Origin of the sequence: Methylobacterium sp. SyP6R, from assembly GCF_019216885.1 — a bacterium.
In the GTDB taxonomy this organism is placed as follows: domain Bacteria; phylum Pseudomonadota; class Alphaproteobacteria; order Rhizobiales; family Beijerinckiaceae; genus Methylobacterium.
The window spans coordinates 3803115-3822792 of the sequence record NZ_JAAQRC020000001.1 but is presented as its reverse complement, the minus strand read 5'-3'; the positions used below and the strand labels follow the sequence as shown (position 1 = coordinate 3822792).

Genomic DNA, 19678 nt, shown 5'->3' with positions numbered 1-19678 from the left:
ATAGACAATGGATATGGTATATCAGAACATGGTGCTTACCCTCAGATGTACTATCCTTATGACAATAACTGGAGTGGCGGGCCGGGATGATTGAAAAAAACTAAAAATTGATGAGTGTGGCTTGCCTAGAGCATTTTCCGACGAAGTGGATACCGGTTCGTCGCAGAAAATGCGGCAAAATCAAAGACCTAGAGAGCTTCGCGATTGCAGCGCGATCGTGAAGTGCTCTAGGTAGGTCGCACTCGTTACAGATCTATCCCTAGTATCGGTAATTCGATTCAGCGGCGCGATATGAATATGATTTTAGTGAGGATATTTGTTGTTTCAATAGTAATTCTAGTTTCATACATGGTTTCATTTGTGTTTGCTATTCTGATAATTAGATCAAATTTTTTGCCATATTGTTCAGTAAATATGTGCGTAAACTTTCGCTTAATTTATCTAGGGTCAATAGTAAATTTGGTCGGCTGCTGCGTAGCGACTATAATCGCTTTGCGGGGGAAAAAATGTAGTTACATAAGAGATGGATATTATAAGAATTTAAAATTGATGCCTATTATTTTATCCATCATATTAATAAGCTCTTATCTTTGCGTTGCTGATTATTATCAAATGATTCAAAAATATAAAATGCAATTAGATGCAGATTTCATCTTATTTTTATTTAGTATTATATTTTTGATGCCCCTCGCAGAAGAAGCGCTTTTTCGAGTCGGGCTATGGGAATTAATCTCTTGCAAATATAATGTAGAAATTGTCGCCATATCTACTTGTGTCGTTTGGGTTATGTCGCATTATACCGGAGCGAATTCACTCCCGATCGCGATCATTCCCTTAGGTCTGACCTTGACATATCTCAGGTACGCCAATCAGGCATTTTTTACATTGCTTCTTGTCCACGCTTGGAACAATGCCTTAGTGGCACTATTAATATATAGATAGTATTTAATTTATTAATCATATAATTAACGAAATTTTATATTGCGATAGATTAAAAAATATAAATATCGACCGCACAAAGTGTTGTTTCCATAAATATATCATGGGATCGCTACCGGCCAGAACAGGCTGATCAGCAGCGTGCCGACGACGATCACCATGATCGACAGCGGGAGGCCGAGGCGGGCGTAATCGCCGAAGCGGTAGCCGCCCGGGCCCATCACCAGGGTGTTGCACTGGTGGCCGATCGGGGTGAGGAAGTCGCAGGCCGCGCCGACCGACACCGCCATCAGGAACGGGTCCGGGTTGAGCCCGAGCTTCTGGGCGAGGCTCGCGCCGATCGGCCCCATCACCAGCACCGTCGCGGCGTTGTTGAGGAACGGCGTCACCGCCATGGCGGCGATCAGCAGGAGCCCGATCGACAGCATCGGCGGCACCGTCTGCATCGCGTGCGAGAGCGCTCCGGCGATGAGGTCGGTGCCGCCGGTCGTCCGCACCGCGTCGCTCACCGGGATCAGGGCGCCCAGCAGCACGATCACCGGCCACTCGATCGTCTCGTAGGCCTCGTGCATGGTCATGACGCGCAGGACCAGGAGCAGCACCGCGGCGCCGAAGAACGCCATCGCCACCGGCACGAGGTGGAGCGCGACCAGCGCCATCGCGCCGGCCAGCACCGCGATCGGGATGTAGCTGCGGCGGCTGTGGCCGAGCGCCAGTTTGCGCTCGGCGAGCGGCAGCAGGCCGAATTCGGTGAGCACCTCGGCCAGCCGCTCGGCTTCGGCGCGCAAAACCACCACGTCGCCGGCCCGCAACCGCACGCTGCCGATGCGCCGGGTGATCGCGGCACCGCTGCGGCTGACGGCCAGCAGCGCGGTGGCGTAGCGCGCCGCGAGGTCCGCATCCGTCGCCGTGGTGCCGGCCAGCGCCGAGCCGTCGGGGATCACCGCCTCGATCACCGTCATCTCGCCGCCGGCCGGCTGGGTCCCGACCAGGGTGAGCTTGGCCCGCGCCACCAGGCGCTCCAGGTCCTCCGGCTCGCCGTCGAGGAGCAGGATGTCGTTGGCCTGCAGCCGCCAGTCCGGCCCCGGCACGTAGCGGCGGAACCGCTCGCGGATGACGGTCGCCACCGTCACGTCGCCGTCGCCGAGCGCCTCCAGCTCGCCCACCGTGGCCCCGACGAGGGGCGATTCCGCCGGCAGGCCGGCCTCGGTGGTATAGGCCTCGATCCGGAACGCCGCGGCGAGCGACCCGGCCGGGCGCCGGTCCCTGGGGAGCAGCCGGTAGCCCACCGACAGGAAGGCGAGGCCCGCCACCGCCAGCCCGAGGCCGACGGGGGTGAAGTCGAACATTCCGAAGGGCTGGCCGACGATGTCGGCCCGCACCTTGGCAACGATGATGTTGTTCGACGAGCCCACCAGCGTGACGAGGCCGCCGATCAGCGAGGCGAAGGACATCGGCATCAGGAGCAGCGAGGCCGACGTGCCGGTCTTGCGCCCGAGCTGGAGCGCCACCGGCATGAAGATGGCGAGCGCCCCGATATTCTTGGTGACGATCGACAGCCCCATCACCGCGCCGGCGAGCGCCGGCACCTGCTGGCGGGGTTTTCGCAAGTAAGGCAGCAGCGGGCGCATCGCGCTCTCGACCACGCCCGAGCGGGAGATTGCGGCGGAGATCACCAGCGCGCTCACCACGATGATCACCACGTCGTCGGCGAATCCGTCGAACGCCTTCGAGGCCGGCACCAGCCCCAGAGCCACCCCGGCGACCAGGGAGAGGAGCGCCACGAGGTCGTAGGGCAGCCGCCCCCAGACGAAGAGCAGGACGGTGACCCCGATGAGGCCGAAGGCGAGGCACTGGTCGAGGGTCATGCGCGGGCGCTGCGGGCGAGGGGGCGGGTGCATGTCATGCCGGGCGGGTGATCCTGATGCCGGGTATCGAGCCTCCCTAGATTGGGTGGGGCGGGGATCTGCCCAGGGTGAAAGGTGGGAGAGTTTTTTTATGAGGGTCGAGAACGAGAATGGCGCGGGGTTCCCCCTTCCCCGCAGAAGGGGGGAACCCCGCGCCACTCATTGTCCCGGACAGCCCTGCGGCCCGCGCGAAGTCGGAAACCCGCTCACTCCTCCGGCACCAGCCGCCCGGCGACGGTCAGGCACAGGCAGACCGCGCCCAGGGCGAACTGCCAGCGGCGGATGTCGCCGCCGATCGAATCCACCACCGCCTGGCCGATCAGCACCACCCCGACGAGGGGCGGCACCACCGTGAGGACGAGGCGCAAGGGCCCGCGCCAGCCCCGGCCCGCGGTGCCGCCCGTCGCCATGGTCGCCTCAGCGCTTGGTGTTGGCGGCCGTCTGGCCGAACATGATCTTCTTGGCCTCTTCCGACATCGTCGGCTGCTGGTTGATGGCCGCCGCCTTGTCGTAGGCCGCCTTCGTGCCCGGGCGCTCGGCGATCGCCTGGAACCAGCGCTTCAGGCTCGGGGTGTCGTCGAGGTTCTGGCGCTGGCGCTCGTGGGGCACGATCCACGGATAGATCGCCATGTCGGCGATGCTGTAATCCTCGCCCGCCACGAAGGGGCGGTCGGCCAGGCGCCGGTCGAGCACGCCGTAGAGCCGGTTGGTCTCGTTGACGTAGCGGTTGATGGCGTAGGGCACCTCTTCGGGCGCGTATTGCGTGAAGTGGTGGTTCTGCCCGGCCATCGGCCCGAGGCCGCCCATCTGCCAGAACAGCCATTGCAGCACCTCGGCCCGGCCGTGCACGTCGGCGGGGATGAAGCGGCCGGTCTTCTCGGCGAGGTAGAGCAGGATCGCGCCCGATTCGAACAGCGAGACCGGAGCGCCGCCGCCCTTGGGCTCGTGGTCGACCATCGCCGGGATGCGGTTGTTCGGCGCGATCTTGAGGAATTCGGGCTGAAACTGCTCGCCCTTACTGATGTTGACCGGCTTGATGGTGTAGGGGAGGCCGGCCTCCTCCAGGAACATCGTCACCTTGTGACCGTTCGGGGTCGTCCAGTAATAGAGGTCGATCATCCGCCGCTCCGGGGCTCGCCGTGAAGGCTGGCGCGGAGGTGGTGCGCGACCCCCCAGCGGTCAAGCCGCGCCGGGCGCAGGTGAGGCAAGCCGCCCGAGCGCGGCGTCTGGCACAGGCTCCGATGATCGGCCTCGCCGGTCAGACCTCGCCCGGCTGCGGCCCGTCGTAGCCCTCGATCACGATCAGGTCGATCTCGGCGCCGCCCTCCTGCTTGGCGCGGGCGTCCTGGTATTCGGGCGAGTTCCAGCAGGCGAGCGCCTGGTCGTAGCTCGGGAACTCGATCACCACGTTGCGGGCGCGGCTCGATCCGAGCACCGCCTCGAAGGCGCCGCCGCGCACCAGGAAGCGCCCGCCGAATTGGGCGAAAGCGGCGCCGTTGGCAGCCACATAGTTCTTGTAGGCCTCCGGCTTCGAGACATCGACGCGGCCGACCCAGTATCCCTTCGCCATCCGGCTCCTCCCGTTGTTGTCGCGTCAGTTCTAGAGCGCCGCCGCCATCTCGTCGACGATGCGGCGGGCCACGTCGCGCGGGTCGGCGGCCCCGGTGATCGGGCGGCCGACGACGACATGGTCGACGCCCGAGCGCATCGCCTCGGCCGGGGTCACGACCCGCTTCTGGTCGCCGATCTCGGCGCCGGCCGGGCGGATGCCGGGCGTGACGATCAGCCGGTCGGGCCCGATCACCGCCCGCACCTGCGCGGCCTCCGCCGCCGAGCAGACGAGGCCGTCGATGCCGATCGCCTTGGCGGCGGCGGCCCGGGCGGCGACGAGGTCGGCGACGGGGAGCGCATAGCCGGCCTCGCGCGCATCGGCGTCGTCGTAGGAGGTGAGCACCGTGACGCCCAAGATCTTCAGGCCGGTCCCGGCCTTGTCGCGCCCGGCCGCCGCCGCCCGCATGGTCTGCGGATAGGCATGTACGGTGAGGAAGGTGGCACCGATCCCGGCCAGGGACTGCACGCCCTCCTCGACGGTGTTGCCGATGTCGTGCAGCTTGAGGTCGAGGAAGACCTTGTGCCCGCCCCGGACCAGCCGCTCGGCGAGGGCGAGGCCGCCGGCATAGCCGAGGCGGTAGCCGATCTTGTAGAAGCTCGCGGCGTCGCCGATCCGCTCGATCAGGCGCTCGGCCTCGTCGGGGCTCGCCATGTCGAGGGCGACGATCAGGCGGTCGCGGGGGCTGATGGGCTCGGGCACGGGACCTCCGTCACGAAAGAATGTCGTACGCACCCCATCACGGGAGCGCGCCCGGGAATCAAGCCCGCTCCGCCAGCCGCGCCACCTCCGTCCGCAACACCGGCAGCAGCTCCGCCTCGAACCACGGATGCTTCTTCAGCCACGGCGTGTTGCGCCAGGACGGGTGCGGCAGCGGCAGCAGCCGGGGGCGCCGATCTTCCGAAAAGATCTCGCGCCAGCGCGCCACCGTGCCGGTGAGGCCGCCGGGCCGGCGGCCGAGATGCCAGGCCTGCGCGTATTGCCCGATCAAGAGGATCAGCTCGAGGTCCGGCAGCCCAGCGAGCAGCGGTGCGCGCCAGGTCTCGGCGCATTCGCGCCGCGGCGGCAGGTCGCCGCCCTTGGCATCGTGGCCGGGAAAGCAGGCGCCCATTGGCACGATCGCCACCAGGTCGGGGTCGTAGAAGGCCGGCTCGTCGAGGCCGAGCCAGGCGCGCAGGCGCGTGCCCGACGGGTCCTGGAACGGCCGCCCGCTCTGGAAGGCCCGGTTGCCCGGGGCCTGGCTGGCGATGCAGATCCGGGCCCGCGACGTGCCCTGCACGATCGGCCTCGGCTCGACCGGGAGCGGTGGGCCGTGGAACGGCGCGTCGCGGCACAGCCGGCAGTTCCGCACCTGCTCGGCGGTCTCGGCGAAATCCGGCTTCGCGGATGAAAAAAGGGTGCAGCTTGCGCCGCACCCTGAAGTCGTCTCGGGTCCAAAACTGGAAGTCATGCCTTTCATATAGGGCGGAGGTTAAGGGTGTGGTGCGCGATCACACGCCGCGCAAAGCCGCAAGGCGCGATCACACACCACGAAGCGCCGTGAGGTCGAGGGGCAGCGAGCGCAGGCGCTGGCCGGTGGCGGCGAAGACCGCGTTCGAGATCGCGGGCGCCAGCACCGGCACGCCGGGCTCGCCGATGCCGGTGGGCGCGGCGGCCGATGGCACGATGTGGACCTCGACCTTCGGCATCTCGCTCATCCGGGTCGGCTCGTAGGCGTCGAAGTTGGTCTCCTGCACCTCGCCGTCCTTGAAGGTGATCCTGTTGCGCAGGACCGCCGAGAGCGCGAAGCCGACCGCGCCCTCGACCTGGGCCCGGATGATGTCCGGGTTCACCGCCACGCCGACATCGACCGCCGCAACGATGCGGTTCACCTTCACCTTGCCGGCCTCCGCCGTCACGTCGGCCACCATCGCCACGTAGGAGCCGAACGACTCGTGGGCGGCGACGCCGTAGCCGCGTCCCGGCTTCGTCTCGCGGGCGCTCCAGCCCGCCTTCTCGGCCGCCAGCGTCAGGGCGGCGGAGAGCCGCGGCGCCTGTTTGAGCAGGCCGAGGCGGTAGGCGACCGGGTCCTGGCCGGCGGCGTGGGCGAGTTCGTCGATGAACACCTCCATCGCCTGCGCGGTGTGGGAGTGCCCGACCGAGCGCCACCACAGGACCGGCACGCCCTCGCGGGCATTGTGGACCTCGAACCGGTAGGCCGGCAGCGCATAGGGGGTGTCCGCCGCGCCCTCGACCGTGGTGGCGTCGACCCCGTCCTTCACCATCATCGCCTCGAGCGGCGTTCCGATGATGATCGACTTGCCGACGATGCGGTGCTCCCACCCCGTGACCGCCCCCTTGGCATCGAGGCCGGCGCGGATGCGGTGGTAGGCGGCCGGGCGGTAATAGCCGCCGGTGATGTCGTCCTCGCGGGTCCAGACGAGGTGGATCGGGGCTTTCTCGCCGGTGGCCTTCAGGATCGCGGCGGCTTCGGCGATGTAGTCGGCCGAGGCCGTGGCGCGCCGGCCGAACGAGCCGCCGGCCCAGAGCGTGGTGATGCGGATCTTGTCGGCGGTGGTGCCGAGGATGCCGGCGGCCACCGCCTGCTCGATGGTCTGGAACTGCGAGCCGGCATGGATGTCGTAGGAGCCGTCCGCCGCCCGCTCGATCGTGGCGTTGAGCGGCTCCATCGGGGCGTGGGCCAGGTAGGGAAAGCTGAACTCCGCCTCCAGCACCTTGGCCGCGCCCTTGATCGCGCCCGCGGCGTCCCCGCGCTTCGAGGCGACGAGGCCGGGCTTGTCGGCCAGCGCCTTGTACGCGGCAGCTTGCGATTGCGTCGATTGGCGTTCGGCGCCGGCATCGTCCCAGGTCAGTTTCAGGGCCTTGCGGCCCTGCATCGCCGACCAGGTGTCGCGCGCCACCACCGCGACGCCGCTCGGGATCGTGACGATCTGCACCACGCCCGGCACCGCCTTGGCGGCCGTGTCGTCGACGTTTCTGAGCGTCGCGCCGAAGCGGGGGGCACGGGCGACGAGCGCCGTGAGCTGGCCCGGCCGGCGGATGTCGAGGGCGTAGCGCGCGCTGCCGTCGGTCTTGGCGTTCGAATCGAGCCGCGGCAGCTTCGTGCCGATCAGCCGGAAGGCGGAGGGGTCCTTGAGCGTCGGGTTCTCGGGAATCGGCTGGACGGCGGCCTTGGCAGCCAGCGCCCCGAACCGGCTCTCCCTGCCGCTCGCATGGCGCAGCACGCCCTTCTCGACCGTGATCTCGCCGGCCGGCACCTTCCACTCCTCGGCGGCCGCAGCGACCAGCATGGCGCGGGCGGCCGCCCCCGCCTTGCGCAGCTGGATCCAGGAATTGGCCACCGCGGTCGAGCCGCCGGTACCCTGGATCGGCCCGAAGGCGAGGTTGTTGTAGAGGCTGGCATCGGCCGGCGCGAAGGTGGCGCGCATCTGAGCCCAGTCGGCGTCGAGCTCCTCGGCCACGATGGTGGCGAGCCCCGTCGTGTTGCCCTGGCCCATGTCGAGGTGCTTGATCACCACCGTCACGGTGTCGTCGGCGGCGATGCGCACGAAGGCGTTCGGCTTCGCCGGGGCCTTCGACAGGTCGGGACCGCCCGCGGCCCGGGCGCCCTTGGTCGAAACGTCGGGGTCGAGGGTGAGCCCGATCACCAGGGCGGCGGCGGTGCCGCCCAGGACGGCGCGGCGGGAGGGGACGGCGCTCGCGCGCGGCGTGAGGCGAGAATTCAGCATGGCGGCGTCCCGGTCAGGCGAGGGAGCGGGCGGCGTCGTGGATCGCCGCGCGGATGCGCTGGTAGGTGCCGCAGCGGCAGACGTTGCCGTCCATGGCGGCGTCGATGTCGGCGTCGCTCGGCTTCCTGTTCTCGGTGAGCAGGCCGATCGCCGACATCATCTGGCCCGACTGGCAATAGCCGCACTGCACCACGTCGAGGCTGCGCCAGGCGGTCCGGACCGCCTCGGCGACCGGGCCGGAAATCCCCTCGATCGTGGTGATCTTGGCCTCGCCGACATCGCCCAGCCGCGTCTGGCACGAGCGCACCGGCTGGCCGTCGAGATGCACCGTGCAGGCGCCGCATTGCGCGATGCCGCAGCCGTACTTGGTGCCGGTGAGGTTGAGGTGGTCGCGGATCGCCCAGAGCAGCGGCATCTCGGGATCGGCCTCGACCTCGTAGGTCCGGCCGTTGAGGGTGAGCTTCGTCATCGTGCGCTTCCGACGAGAGGCTGGAATGGTTCCAGCCCTGCGTGTGTGCGGCCGCTCCTGCACCCTCGGCAAGCGGAGCCGATGTGCGCCAGCGCACCCGTCCGCCCATGCCGTCGCGGCAGGGCGGGACGGCCCGATGCGTCGCATTCGTGGGGTTCCGGCAGGAGGACCTTAACGAATTTCCACGAACCTCTCCGGGACTGGCCGCCGGTCACTTGCGGCGAGGGAGCGGCACGACCCGATCGCGATGTCCGAAGTCACGGCGGAAATGGTTCAGCGCGGGCGCGGCCCGACGGCGGAGGAGGCGGCCCGGCGGCGCAAGGTCGCCCGGGACGTCCGCTCCGCGCGTGAGCGGCTGACCTCCTCGATCGGGCTCGAGCGCGCCTTCGATTACGAATTGCTGCGCGTGTACGCCCAGTACCGGATCGGCGCCTTCCTGCCGCTGGTGGTGCTGGTGTGCTGTATCGCCGCGGCCTCGGTGTTCTGGGCCCCCGCGCTCCTGAGCGGCGTCTGGTGCGCCGGCGTGCTGTTGGCGATCGCCGGCAACACCGCCCTGTCACGCTCCTTCCTGAGGCAGGACCCGGCCTCCCTGTCGCTGCCGGCCTCGCGCCGGCGGGTGATCGTCGGCGAGGCGCTCCAGAGCGTCGCCTGGGCGCTCCTCGTCCTGATGCTGTTCCAGGTCGAGGCGTCGAACGCCCGCACCTTCGTGATGTTCGTCCTCGTCATCGTGGCCGCCGTGACCACGATGCTCGCCGCGACGGTCCCGCTCGCCGCCTATGCGGGCCTCCTGCCGCTCAGCGCCGCCACCGCGGCGCTCCTGGTCCTGTCGCGCGGGGCGGAATCGGTCCTGCTCGTCGGCATGGCGGTCTGCGCGCAGCTATTCTTCCTGTTCCTGTCGAACCACCTCCACGCCTCGACGGTCTCGGCCTTGCAGTCGCGGGCCGAGAAGGACGCGATCTTCGGCGAGCTGGAACAGGCCAAGGCCAATTCCGACGAGGCGCGCCGGCGCGCCGAGGAGGCCAACCTGGCCAAGTCCCGCTTCCTCGCCACCATGAGCCACGAGCTGCGCACGCCGCTCAATGCCATCCTGGGCTTCTCGGAGGTGATGAAGAACGAGGTGTTCGGCCCCCATTCCGCGGCCTCCTACCGGGAATACTCGACCGACATCCACGATAGCGGCCTGCACCTGCTCAACCTGATCAACGAGATCCTCGACCTCTCGCGCATCGAGGCCGGGCGCTACGAGCTGAACGAGGAGGCGTTGCAACTCGCCTACGTGGTCGAGGAGAGCCGCCACATGATGGCGTTGCGCGCGCGTGCCAAGAACCAGACCTTCCGCGAGCTGATCGACCCGACCCTGCCGCGGCTCTGGGCCGACGAGCGGGCGTTGCGCCAGATCGTGCTCAACGTGCTGTCGAACGCGGTCAAGTTCACGCCGCCGGGCGGCGAGATCACCATCAAGGTCGGCTGGACCTCGTCGGGGGGCCAGTATGTCAGCGTGAAGGATACCGGCCCGGGCATCCCCGAGGAGGAGATTCCGACGGTGATGTCCTCCTTCGGTCGCGGCTCGCTCGCGATCAAGACCGCCGAGCAGGGCTCAGGGCTGGGGCTCCCGATCGTCAAGGGCCTCGTCGACCTGCATGGCGGCGGCTTCCAGCTGAAGTCGCGCCCGCGCGAGGGCACCGAGGTGATCGTCACCTTCCCGGCGACCCGGGTGATGGATGCGCTGCCGGCCCTGGCCGAGCAGGTGCCGGTCCGGCCGGTCCGGGCGGCGTAAGGGCTCGGCAAGGCCGAACGACGGTCCCCCGCGGCGCGTGGGCCGTCAGGCCAGCGGGATATCCAGCACGAAATGCGCCCCGGGCCCGTCCGATGCAATGCTGAGGCGGCCGTCGAGCTGGCGGATCAGGCTGGCGATGATCTTGAGGCCGAGCGAGCGCTGGCGCATCGACACGTCGAAGCCCGGCGGAAGGCCGATGCCGTCGTCGCGGACCGTGAGCCGCAGGCCGTCGGCCCTGACCGCGAGGATCACCCGCACCGGCCCGGTCCCCTGCGGGTAGGCATGCTTGACCGCGTTGGTCACCAGTTCGTTGACCACGAGGCCGATCGGGATCGCCTGGTCGGCGCTGATCACCTTCGGGTCGGCCTCGCAGGTCAGCGCGTGGCCGTGCGCCTCCTCCTGGAGTTTCGCCACCAATTCGCGCACGAAATCCGCCAGTTCGACCATGCCGAGCTGGTGGATGCCGCGCCAGAGGTGGTCGTGGACCTCCGCCACCGTGGCGATGCGCGCGCCCGCATCCTCCAGCGCGTGGCGCACCTCGTCGGATTGCGCGTCGCGGGCCTGGAGACGCAGCAGGCCCGCCACCACGCCGAGGCTGTTCTTGACCCGGTGGCTCATCTCCCGGGTGAGCTGGACCTGGTGGTCGAGGGCGTCGCGCAGGCGCGCGTCGCCCTGGTGGCGCTCGACCGCGATGCCGATCAGCCCGGCGAAGCCCGCGAGGAATTCCTGGTCGGCCCGGTCGAAGCCGTGGCCCTCGGTCCCCCAGGCCTCGAGCACGCCGTAGGCGCGCCGGCTCTCGTCGCCGAGCGCGATCGGCACGTTGACCGCGTGGCACAAGCCCGCGGGTGCGAGCGCCTCAGGCAGATGGAAGCGCGTGCCGTGGTGCTCGGCCCCGGGCTGGATCCCGTTGGCGAGCAGGCCGGCGCCGGTGCGGAAGGCGTAGGACGCGGGCGTGGCCTCGTCGGCGGCGGTGAAGCCGGTCCCGACGCGATCGTCGCCGAGGCCGGTGCAGGCCCGGATCACGAAGGCGTGGTCGCCGGCACGGTATTCCAGCACCTGGCAGCAGGCGGCGCCCAGGGCCTCGACGCAGAGCTCGCTCGCCCGCGCCAGCAGCGCATCGAGGTCGCGGGTCTGCAGGGCCATGCGGGCGAAGGCGCCCATCAGCGCCTGCTGCCTCAGCCGGTAGGGCAGCTCCGCCCGGCCCCCGGCCTCGTGCGCCTCACGGCTCGACCCGTCACTCGCCATCCACCGGACTCTCGCAACACGGGGTCTCGTCCCCCAGGGTGCCTTTTCCCCCGAGGCACGTCGGATCGCCGGACTCTTACGCCATCCTGTCCCGAGCACAAGCCGAGCCGGCGGGCGCCGGAGGCTTGCCCAGAAGAAGGAGGCCCGTGCCCAAAGGCGGATCCTCCCCTCCGTCGTCAGAGCAGGCGGCGGCGTCGCTCGACGAGGCGCAGGATCATCGGGGTCAGGATCAGCTGCATCGCGAGGTCGAGCTTGCCGCCGGGGATCACCACCGAGTTCGCCCGCGACATGAAGCTGCCGGCGATCATCGAGATCAGGTAGGGGAAGTCGATGCCCTTCGGGTCGCGGAAGCGGATCACCACCATCGATTCGTCGGCGGTCGGGATCCAGCGGGCGACGAACGGGTTCGAGGTGTCGACCGTCGGGATGCGCTGGAAGTTGATGTCCGTGTTGGTGAATTGCGGGCAGATGGTGGTGACGTAGTCGGGCATCCGGCGCAGGATCACGTCGGTCACCGCCTCGATCGAGTAGCCGCGGGCCGCCTTGTCGCGGTGGAGCTTCTGGATCCATTCCAGGTTGATCACCGGCACCACGCCGATCCGGAGGTCGGCCTGCCCGGCGATGTCGACCCGCTCGTTGACGAGCGCCCCGTGCAGGCCCTCGTAGAACAGCAGGTCGGAGCCCTCGGCAAAGTCCTCCCAGGGGGTGAAGGTGCCGGGCTCGGCCCGGAAGCGGGCCGCATCCTCGGCATCGTGCACGTAGTGCCGGGTGCGGCCGCGCCCCGAGGCGGCGTATTCGCGAAACACCGCCTCGAGTTCGGCGAGCAGGTTCGCCCGCTCGCCGAAATGGCTCAGGGTCGGCTCGCGGGCTTCCGCCGCGCGCATCTCGGCCCGATCGAAGGCGTGGAAGGCGTCGCCCTCGATGAACACCGCCTCGACGCCCTCGCGGCGGAAGATCTGCTCGAAGGTGTTGCGCACCGAGGTGGTGCCGGAGCCCGACGACCCGGTGACCGACACGATGGGATGGAGCGCCGACACGCCCGGTCAGCCCCGCAGCAGGCCGCGGGGGGCGAAGAGCGGCGAGCCGCCGGCGTCGCGGTCCGCCTCGAGGCCGCGGACGAGATCCGCCACCTCCCTGGCCGGCCCGATGGCCAGCGAGGTGCGCCGGTCGAGGTCGTCGGCGGGAAGGTCGAGGATCGCCCGCCCGCGCTTGTCCGTGGCGGCGCCACCGGCCGCCTCGATCGCGAGGGCGACCGGTGCCGCCTCGTGGACGAGCCGGATCCCGGTGCCTGCGCGGGGATCCCCGGTGACGACGTGCAGGCCGCCGCGGGTCAGCACCCGCTGGGCGCCCGCCGCGAGGGAGCGGCAGGCCGGTGCGGCTTTCCGGGCACACGCGGCGCCCCGCGGTTTTTCGCCGAGGATTGCGGGCTCCCGCGACAGGCGCAGCACCGAGGGCGGCCGGAAGCTGCCGCTCTGCGGATCGAAGATCCGCGTCGTGGTCGTCGTGCCGTCGGTCAGGGTCAGGAGGGTGCGGGGGCCGTAGGTCACGAAGCCCGCCGCGGCTTGCATCCGGCCCGGCGCCAGGAAGGCCGCCTCCGGGTCGGCCCCGGCGGGGCGTAGTGAGAAGATCGTGCCGGCCGGCAGGCCGCCGTCGAGGCCGTCGGCCCCTTCCATCGGACAGAGGGCGAGGACGAACTCGGCACCCCTCACGCGGAATTCCGGCCGGTCGCCGTCGGGCCAGGCGATCGCCGCGACCTCGGCCCCGCGCAAGGACTCGGTGAAGATCCGCCGGGCGGCCCCCGTCGGGTCCCCCGGGATGGCGGCGATCTCGCCGGCGGTCGCGGCGGCGGCTCCGGCGAGGGCGGCCAGGATCGACCCGGCCGCCGGCTGGCGCCGCGGCGGGGTCGCGTCGATGCGGGCGCTCAGAAGCATGTGCGATCCCCGAGAATGCCCCACCCGGACCGGCCCATGGTCTCTACCGGACAGCTTAGGCGGCGGGGGGCCGTCCCGTCATCCTGTCCCGAAGTACGGGATGCGCCCGCGCCTCCGGCGATGTCGGATCGGGAACTTTCCCCTCTTACGGCCTCACGATCACGGCCGGCGGCCGAGGACCGGATGGCGCAGGACCGGATTCGCAACCTCTCCCTCAAGCAGCTCCACGCCGTCGCGGCGATCGCGCGGCTCGGCACCATGACCCGGGCGGCCCAGGAGCTGAACGTGACCCCGGCGGCCCTCACGGCGCGGATCAAGGGGCTCGAGGACGAGATCGGCCTGCTCCTGTTCGACCGCACCCATGCCGGCCTGAAGCCCACCGATGCCGGCCGCGAGCTGCTCTGGGCCATCGACAGCATCGGCACCGTGCTGGAGACCTGTACCGAGCGGCTCAGGACCCTGCGCGGCGGCCATGGCGGCCGGGTCTCCCTCGGCGTGGTCTCGACCGCGAAGTACTTCGCGCCCCGGATCGTCGGCGGTTTCGCGCGGGCCCATCCGGGCGTCGAGATCGACCTCGTGGTCGGCAACCGGGGCGCCACCGTCGAGGCCTTGCGCGACTACCGGGTCGACCTCGCCCTGATGGGCCGCCCGCCGCGGGACTTCGCCATCGCGGCAGAGAGCTTCGGCCCCCATCCGCTGGTGGTGATCGCCGCCCCCGACCACCGCTTCGCCGGGCGGCGCGGACTGACCCGGGAGGAACTCGCCGAGGAGCCGTTCCTGGTGCGGGAATACGGTTCGGGCACGCGCACGGTGTTCGAGGAGTTCATGACCGGCCTCTTGATCCGGCGCGCCCGCATCGGCATCGACAGCGGCTCGAACGAGACCATCAAGCAGACCGTGATGGCGGGCCTCGGCATCGCGCTGATCTCGGGCCACACCGTGGCGTCCGAGGTCGCGGATGGCCGCCTTGTGCTCCTCGACGTCGAGGGCCTGCCGATTCGCCGCGACTGGTTCTCGGTGCGCCGGGCCGACAAGGTGCTGAGCCCCGCCGGCCAGGCGTTCTGGGATTTCCTGGTGGGGGAGGGGGCGGCCTGGCTGCCGGACCTGCCGCACCCGGCGGGCTGACGAGGGGTTCAGGCCGCCGCGTCCTCGCGCGGTGCGGCCTGCGCCTCCACCGGCACCTCCCGGGGGAGGGACGGCACCCGGGCCCAGGGCTCGATCCGAACCGGGATGTCGCGCAGGCGCGCCGAGGCGTCGCTGCGGACCGTCGCGATCTCGTCCCAGCCCGACAGGAAGGCGGCCACGCAGGCCGGATCGAAGTGGCGGCCGCTCTCCGCCTCGATACAGGCCCGCGCCTCGTCGAGGGGCATCGCCGCCTTGTAGGGGCGCTCCGTGGTCAGCGCGTCGAACACGTCGGCGACGGCGACGATCCGGGCCGCGAGCGGGATCGCCTCGCCGGAGAGGCCCCGGGGATAGCCGCCGCCGTCCCAGCGCTCGTGGTGGGATTCGGCGATCTCCGCCGCGAGCCCGATCAGCGCGCAGTTGCTGCCGCCCAGGATGCGCTTGCCGATCGCCGGATGGGTGCGGATCAGGGCGAATTCCTCCGCGTCGAGGCGGCCGGGCTTGAGCAGCACGCCGTCGGGGATCGCCACCTTGCCGACGTCGTGGAGCGGGGCCGCCAAGTAGACGCGGCGGCACAGGTCGTCGTCGAGCCCCAGGGCCTCGGCCATGATCTGGCTGTAGCGGGCGACGCGCCAGGTGTGGTCGCCGGTGTCGTTGTCCCGGTATTCCACCGCCAGCGAGAGGCGGAAGATGATCTCGGCCTCGCGCTCGCGCAAGGTGCGCACCGCCTTCTCGACCTCGCCGGCAAGCCACGAGGCCTGCTCGTCGAGGCGGCGCACCGCGGTGGCCAGCCGCACCAGGTTGCGCAGCCGGACCCGGAGTTCGACACGGCCGATGCGCTTGTCCAGGAAGTCGGTGGCGCCCGCATCCAGCGCGGCGAGGCGCACCGCGTCGCTCACCTCGCTGGTGATCATCACGATCGGCACCTGGGCGTAATGCTCGATGCCCCGCAATTCGCGAATGACGGTCAGGCCGTCCATCTCGGGCATGTTGTAATCGACCAGCACGAGATCGAAGGCGCACATCCGCGCCTCGTCGAGCGCCAGGAGCGGATTCCGGAAGATGGACGTGACAGCCTGCTGGTCCTGCTCCAGCAGCCGCTGCATCTGGGCCAGCACCGCCTGGCTGTCGTCGATGACGAGTACGTCCATCTGCCCATCTCCCGCGGCGTACGACGTTCGGCCAGGGCCGGGTCCCGCGGCATGGGGAGCCGGTGGGCTCCCCGGCTTCGAAAACCAGGATTCGGTCTCTTTCCGAGGGTGAGAATGGGCTTTTTGAACTTAAGCGTGAGTAAACGGGCGGGCTGGAATCTCGGATACGGAGTCGGATCCGTGCCGCGGCCGCGGCCTGGGCCTGCCGGCCGGGTTTCGAGGCTTGGGGAGCCGGGCAGATCGGCGCAGTTCCGTCGCGTCAGACTGCAATCTTGTGACGAGGCGGTCGCCGCCGTCAGTCCTGACGTCGGGAATATACCAGGATCAATGAACAGGATTGTCGTTATGCTTGACGGTGGCGACGAGCGTCGTCCCGCCTGAAACGTGGCGGAGTTCGCATCCCGGTGCACGGGATGCGGTTGGAGCCGACCTGGTCCGGTTGCAAGGGCCGCGTGCCGCGAAACAGGCAGCCGTCGGGCAAGCCCCGTCCGTCCGCCCGAGCTCGGTCACTCGACCGGTCGGCGGCATGGACTCGACATGCGCGTTGGAGCTGCGCCCGATCGCGGTACCATCGGGCGCTGCTCCAAGTCTTTGATTGTGCCGCATTTTCGACGACGAAGCGGCATCCGCTTCGTCGGAAAGCGCCCTAGAAGAAGAAGCGCGGGCCGTAGACCCGGCGATAGGGCCGGTAATAGGGACGATAGTACCGGCGGTAATACGGACGATAATACGGGCGGTAGTAGTAGCGGCGATAGGGCCGGTAGCCGTAATACCGGCGATACGGCCGGTATCGGTAGACGCGGCGATAATAATAGGCCTTGTCGACCAGGGGGGCGGCGGCGCTGGCTTCGGCCGCGAGGGCGCCGGCGCTCGGCAGGGCGGCGGCGGAACTGCGGCTGGTGCCGAGCCCGATTCCTGCGACGAGCAGGGTCAGGACCAGGCCGATCCATCGAAGAGCACGCATGATGTCTGTCTCCCTCGGGCGGCGCGGCGCGCGGCGCCCCGGCTGTCAGGTGGCAACGAGGCTCGTCCCCGCCGGTGACGGACCGGCGGGACGCCCGCCGGACGACCGAGGGGCGCTGTCGGATCACCTAGACGCGCAAGGCCTCGCTTCAATCGATGCGGGCGAAAAACTTGCGCGAAAAACTTGCGCTCGACTTGAAACTGTTCCCGGCTCGAGGCGCCCCCGCAGGTCTCGGCATTGCGCGCGGCCCGCGCCTGCGGCCCCGGGCTCGCTTGCCCCAAGCCCCGCGCTCCGCGTAACCGTCGAGGCCGCCATCGGAGACCCCATCCCGCCATGCCGTTCCGGCCCCTCACCGCCCTGCGCGCCTTCTTGCCCGAGCGCTGGGCTCGCCGTCACCCGGTGGTGCCGGTCGTACGCCTGAGCGGCGCCATCGGGGCGGTCTCGCCCCTGCGGGCCGGCCTGTCGCTCGGCGCCTGCGCCCCGGCCCTGGAGCGGGCCTTCGGCATGAAGGGCATCCGGGCGGTGGCGCTGGTCGTCAACTCGCCGGGCGGCTCGGCGGCGCAGTCGCACCTGATCTTCCGCCGCATCCGGGCGCTGTCGGTCGAGGCCGGGGTGCCGGTCCTCGCCTTCGTGGAGGATGTTGCGGCGTCGGGCGGCTACATGATCGCCTGCGCGGCCGACGAGATCTTCTGCGATCCGTCCTCCCTCGTCGGCTCGATCGGGGTGGTCTCGGCCGGGTTCGGCTTCACCGGGCTGATCGAGCGCCTGGGCATCGAGCGCCGGGTTCACACCGCCGGCAAGGCCAAGGCGATGCTCGACCCGTTCCGGCCCGAGAACCCGGACGACGTCGCCCGCCTCAAGACCATCCAGGCCGACGTGCAGGCGATGTTCGCCGAGCTCGTGACGAGCCGCCGGCCCGGCCTCAAGGGCGATCCCGACGACTTGTTTTCCGGCGCGGTCTGGACCGGCCGCCAGGGCCTCGCGCTCGGCCTCGTCGACGGCCATGGCGACGTCCGCTCGGTCCTGCGGGAGCGCTTCGGCGACAATGTGAAGCTGCCGGTGATCGAGCAGGTCCGCGGCGGCCTCCTCGCCCGGCTGCTGCGCCGGCGCGAGCCGGGGGCGGTCGGCCTCGCGGCGATCGAGGGGGCGCTCGCCGCCCTCGACGAGCGCGCGGCCTTTTCGCGGTACGGATTATAGGCCCTTACGGCGCCGCCTGGTCGCGCAGGCTCGCGGGCAGCTGCGTCAGGCACAGGATCTGGTCCTGGCGCTCGTAGGTCTCGCGCTCGCGGATCGCCCGCTCGACCTCCTCGGTGCCGGCGCTGGAATAGCGCAGGCCGAACGGGACCGAGCCGTCCTTCGGGTAGGTCGCGAGCTTGCGCCTCGTCTCGGCCCGGCAATAGGCGGCCCAGTCCTGCGACAGGCCGAGCCGGCGGGCGTAGTCCGCCACCGCGACCCCGACCCGCCTCTGCGCCTCGCGCTCGCTCCGGGCCAGCGCCCGGTCGTCGAGGCCGTTGATGAGCCCGCTGACCACGAAGCCGAGGGCGACCGCGATCGACATCAGGACGAACAGGCTGCGCATCCGAAAGCCTGCTCCCTGGTAGCGGCGCGAGACCCCCTAGGTGTCGCGGGGGCCCGCTTTCGGCAAGGCGGGTTGGGCCGCCTGCCGGGGGAATCGGGCGTCCGAAGCGGGGCGCTGAGCCATCCCACACCGAACCTCATCCTGAGAGCCTGTTTGAGCGGGATCGTCTTCTATAAAGCCGGAAAGGGCAGGGCATATCCTGCCCACGACCTCATCCTGAGGTGTCAGTTCATCGGAGATGGACTGACCTCGAAGGAGGGCTCCAGTGATCGCTGAGATTTCTGGAGGGCTCCTTCGAGGTCAGTCGATCTCCGATCGACTAACACCTCAGGATGAGGTGGGAGGGTAGGATATCCTTGATTATCCGGCTTTTAGCGATAGAAAAACCACTCAAGCAGGCTCTGAGGTGTGAGCGAAGCGAGCCTCGAAGGAGGGCTCCAGTGATCTCGGAGACTTCTGGAGCCCTCCTTCGAGGTCAGTCGATTTTCAATCGACTGACGCCTCAGGATGAGGTCGTGGGTGGGAGAGATCGAACGATCGCTCAGTACGACGGACCGTAGGAATAATACGTCGCCCCATACGGCGACGGGTAGGTCGCCCCGACCGGCTGCCACCCATCGTCGCCCCACGGATCGTAGGCGCGTCCGCGCGAGACGCGGGAGGTCCGCGTAAAGCCGTCCTCGTCGAGGCGGTCCCGGCGCGCCCTCGCCTCCCGGCGGGGTAAGGCCCGTCCGGCGATGGCGGTCTCGTCGCCGCCGATCACCACCCGGGTGTTGCCCATGCCCTCCGCCTTGACGAGGGCGTAGAGCGTCGCGGCCTTGGCCGGCGCCAGGCGCACGCAGCCGTGGGAGGCCGGGGTGCCGAGGCGGCTGGTATGGCCGCTGCCGTGGATGGCGTGGCCGCGGCCGGTGAAGAAGATCGCATGCGGCATCGGCGCGTCGTCCCACTCGCGCGAGCGGTAATCGGCCACCATGCGCGAGGGCGAGAAGGCACCCCGCGGCGTGCTGTAGCCGGTCATGCCGGTGGAGACCGGCCAGTCGTACAGCGTCTGCCCGTCCCGGGTCACGGTCATCCGCTGGGTGGTCTTGTCGACCCGGATCAGGATCCCGGCCCGCGCCTCACCGGTCCCGGCCACGCAGAGGGTGACGAGGAGGATTGCTGCGGCGCGCATCGTGGGGAGCCTTTCATCCGGCAGGGCGTGACGGCGTTATGCCACGCTTGGGCACCGGAATGACGTGCGCGCCGCGCGCGGGTTCC

The 19678-nt window shown here is 69.2% G+C and carries 19 protein-coding genes; 4 read left to right on the top strand and 15 right to left on the bottom strand.

Features of this window, described 5'->3' with window-relative positions; all coding sequences use genetic code 11:
* Positions 1-291: 291 nt before the first annotated feature.
* On the top strand, positions 292-942 hold the full coding sequence (locus tag HBB12_RS34515) for a CPBP family intramembrane glutamic endopeptidase (protein ID WP_442919288.1): 651 nt from the start codon (positions 292-294) through the stop codon (positions 940-942).
* A gap of 98 nt (positions 943-1040) precedes the next feature.
* Here the strand turns inward: HBB12_RS34515 and HBB12_RS17655 are convergent, their stop codons facing one another.
* From HBB12_RS17655 to HBB12_RS17620, 8 genes are all read right to left on the bottom strand, one after another.
* On the bottom strand, positions 1041-2807 hold the full coding sequence (locus tag HBB12_RS17655) for an SLC13 family permease (RefSeq protein ID WP_236990537.1): 1767 nt from the start codon (positions 2805-2807) through the stop codon (positions 1041-1043).
* Positions 2808-3052: 245 nt separating this feature from the next.
* Positions 3053-3256 (bottom strand): hypothetical protein, encoded by a 204-nt coding sequence (locus HBB12_RS17650; RefSeq protein ID WP_236990536.1) that lies wholly within the window; start codon positions 3254-3256, stop codon positions 3053-3055.
* A gap of 7 nt (positions 3257-3263) precedes the next feature.
* Positions 3264-3965 carry a glutathione binding-like protein gene (locus HBB12_RS17645; protein ID WP_236990535.1) on the bottom strand — a complete coding sequence of 234 codons (702 nt, stop codon included), beginning with the start codon at positions 3963-3965 and terminating at the stop codon, positions 3264-3266.
* A gap of 139 nt (positions 3966-4104) precedes the next feature.
* Complete coding sequence (locus HBB12_RS17640; protein WP_236990534.1) at positions 4105-4416, bottom strand: DUF1330 domain-containing protein; 312 nt, start codon at positions 4414-4416, stop codon at positions 4105-4107.
* Between the two features lie 30 nt (positions 4417-4446).
* Positions 4447-5157, bottom strand: a complete 711-nt coding sequence (gene pyrF / locus HBB12_RS17635; protein ID WP_236990533.1) for an orotidine-5'-phosphate decarboxylase — start codon at positions 5155-5157, stop codon at positions 4447-4449.
* A gap of 58 nt (positions 5158-5215) precedes the next feature.
* Positions 5216-5806, bottom strand: coding sequence for a uracil-DNA glycosylase family protein (locus HBB12_RS17630; RefSeq protein ID WP_236990532.1), 591 nt, complete (start codon positions 5804-5806; stop codon positions 5216-5218).
* A gap of 169 nt (positions 5807-5975) precedes the next feature.
* On the bottom strand, positions 5976-8183 hold the full coding sequence (locus tag HBB12_RS17625; RefSeq protein WP_236990531.1) for a xanthine dehydrogenase family protein molybdopterin-binding subunit: 2208 nt from the start codon (positions 8181-8183) through the stop codon (positions 5976-5978).
* A gap of 13 nt (positions 8184-8196) precedes the next feature.
* Positions 8197-8652, bottom strand: coding sequence for a (2Fe-2S)-binding protein (locus tag HBB12_RS17620; protein ID WP_236990530.1), 456 nt, complete (start codon positions 8650-8652; stop codon positions 8197-8199).
* A 247-nt stretch (positions 8653-8899) separates the two neighbouring features.
* Between HBB12_RS17620 and HBB12_RS17615 the strand changes: the two genes are divergently transcribed.
* Positions 8900-10429, top strand: coding sequence for a sensor histidine kinase (locus HBB12_RS17615; RefSeq protein ID WP_236990529.1), 1530 nt, complete (start codon positions 8900-8902; stop codon positions 10427-10429).
* A 45-nt stretch (positions 10430-10474) separates the two neighbouring features.
* Here HBB12_RS17615 and HBB12_RS17610 read toward each other — a convergent pair whose 3' ends face one another.
* The 3 genes from HBB12_RS17610 to HBB12_RS17600 all read right to left on the bottom strand — a co-directional run bounded on the left by HBB12_RS17610 (position 10475) and on the right by HBB12_RS17600 (position 13605).
* Complete coding sequence (locus HBB12_RS17610) at positions 10475-11674, bottom strand: sensor histidine kinase (RefSeq protein ID WP_236990528.1); 1200 nt, start codon at positions 11672-11674, stop codon at positions 10475-10477.
* 176 nt (positions 11675-11850) lie between these two features.
* Positions 11851-12711 carry a phosphoribulokinase gene (locus tag HBB12_RS17605; RefSeq protein ID WP_236990527.1) on the bottom strand — a complete coding sequence of 287 codons (861 nt, stop codon included), beginning with the start codon at positions 12709-12711 and terminating at the stop codon, positions 11851-11853.
* Between the two features lie 6 nt (positions 12712-12717).
* Positions 12718-13605 carry an FIG domain-containing protein gene (locus tag HBB12_RS17600; protein WP_236990526.1) on the bottom strand — a complete coding sequence of 296 codons (888 nt, stop codon included), beginning with the start codon at positions 13603-13605 and terminating at the stop codon, positions 12718-12720.
* Positions 13606-13803: 198 nt separating this feature from the next.
* On the opposite strand from HBB12_RS17600, the gene HBB12_RS17595 reads away from it, so the two are divergent.
* Positions 13804-14730, top strand: a complete 927-nt coding sequence (locus HBB12_RS17595) for a LysR family transcriptional regulator (protein ID WP_236992816.1) — start codon at positions 13804-13806, stop codon at positions 14728-14730.
* 8 nt (positions 14731-14738) lie between these two features.
* Here the strand turns inward: HBB12_RS17595 and HBB12_RS17590 are convergent, their stop codons facing one another.
* Entirely contained in the window at positions 14739-15878 is a 1140-nt protein-coding gene (locus tag HBB12_RS17590; RefSeq protein ID WP_236990525.1) for an HD domain-containing phosphohydrolase, read from the bottom strand.
* Between the two features lie 646 nt (positions 15879-16524).
* A complete protein-coding gene (locus HBB12_RS17585) occupies positions 16525-16842 on the bottom strand; it encodes a hypothetical protein (protein ID WP_236990524.1) in 318 nt (105 codons plus the stop codon).
* A gap of 333 nt (positions 16843-17175) precedes the next feature.
* Here HBB12_RS17585 and HBB12_RS17580 point away from each other — a divergent pair, with 333 nt between their 5' ends.
* Positions 17176-18039, top strand: coding sequence for a S49 family peptidase (locus tag HBB12_RS17580; protein WP_236990523.1), 864 nt, complete (start codon positions 17176-17178; stop codon positions 18037-18039).
* A gap of 4 nt (positions 18040-18043) precedes the next feature.
* Here HBB12_RS17580 and HBB12_RS17575 read toward each other — a convergent pair whose 3' ends face one another.
* Positions 18044-18421: a hypothetical protein gene (locus tag HBB12_RS17575; protein WP_236990522.1), complete on the bottom strand. Its 378-nt coding sequence runs from the start codon at positions 18419-18421 to the stop codon at positions 18044-18046.
* Positions 18422-18962: 541 nt separating this feature from the next.
* Positions 18963-19592, bottom strand: coding sequence for a L,D-transpeptidase (locus HBB12_RS17570; protein ID WP_236990521.1), 630 nt, complete (start codon positions 19590-19592; stop codon positions 18963-18965).
* Positions 19593-19678: the final 86 nt, after the last annotated feature.

What these genes read in the sequence shown, in the direction of transcription:
- HBB12_RS17625 (WP_236990531.1), bottom strand. Translation starts at nt 8,183, where the DNA reads ATGCTGAATTCTCGCCTCACGCCGCGCGCGAGCGCCGTCCCCTCCCGC.
- HBB12_RS17620 (WP_236990530.1), bottom strand. Translation starts at nt 8,652, where the DNA reads ATGACGAAGCTCACCCTCAACGGCCGGACCTACGAGGTCGAGGCCGAT.
- HBB12_RS17655 (WP_236990537.1), bottom strand. Translation starts at nt 2,807, where the DNA reads ATGACCCTCGACCAGTGCCTCGCCTTCGGCCTCATCGGGGTCACCGTC.
- HBB12_RS17650 (WP_236990536.1), bottom strand. Translation starts at nt 3,256, where the DNA reads ATGGCGACGGGCGGCACCGCGGGCCGGGGCTGGCGCGGGCCCTTGCGC.
- HBB12_RS17580 (WP_236990523.1), top strand. Translation starts at nt 17,176, where the DNA reads ATGCCGTTCCGGCCCCTCACCGCCCTGCGCGCCTTCTTGCCCGAGCGC.
- HBB12_RS17615 (WP_236990529.1), top strand. Translation starts at nt 8,900, where the DNA reads ATGTCCGAAGTCACGGCGGAAATGGTTCAGCGCGGGCGCGGCCCGACG.
- HBB12_RS17575 (WP_236990522.1), bottom strand. Translation starts at nt 18,421, where the DNA reads ATGCGCAGCCTGTTCGTCCTGATGTCGATCGCGGTCGCCCTCGGCTTC.
- HBB12_RS17610 (WP_236990528.1), bottom strand. Translation starts at nt 11,674, where the DNA reads ATGGCGAGTGACGGGTCGAGCCGTGAGGCGCACGAGGCCGGGGGCCGG.
- HBB12_RS34515 (WP_442919288.1), top strand. Translation starts at nt 292, where the DNA reads ATGAATATGATTTTAGTGAGGATATTTGTTGTTTCAATAGTAATTCTA.
- HBB12_RS17640 (WP_236990534.1), bottom strand. Translation starts at nt 4,416, where the DNA reads ATGGCGAAGGGATACTGGGTCGGCCGCGTCGATGTCTCGAAGCCGGAG.
- HBB12_RS17645 (WP_236990535.1), bottom strand. Translation starts at nt 3,965, where the DNA reads ATGATCGACCTCTATTACTGGACGACCCCGAACGGTCACAAGGTGACG.
- HBB12_RS17590 (WP_236990525.1), bottom strand. Translation starts at nt 15,878, where the DNA reads ATGGACGTACTCGTCATCGACGACAGCCAGGCGGTGCTGGCCCAGATG.
- HBB12_RS17570 (WP_236990521.1), bottom strand. Translation starts at nt 19,592, where the DNA reads ATGCGCGCCGCAGCAATCCTCCTCGTCACCCTCTGCGTGGCCGGGACC.
- HBB12_RS17600 (WP_236990526.1), bottom strand. Translation starts at nt 13,605, where the DNA reads ATGCTTCTGAGCGCCCGCATCGACGCGACCCCGCCGCGGCGCCAGCCG.
- HBB12_RS17585 (WP_236990524.1), bottom strand. Translation starts at nt 16,842, where the DNA reads ATGCGTGCTCTTCGATGGATCGGCCTGGTCCTGACCCTGCTCGTCGCA.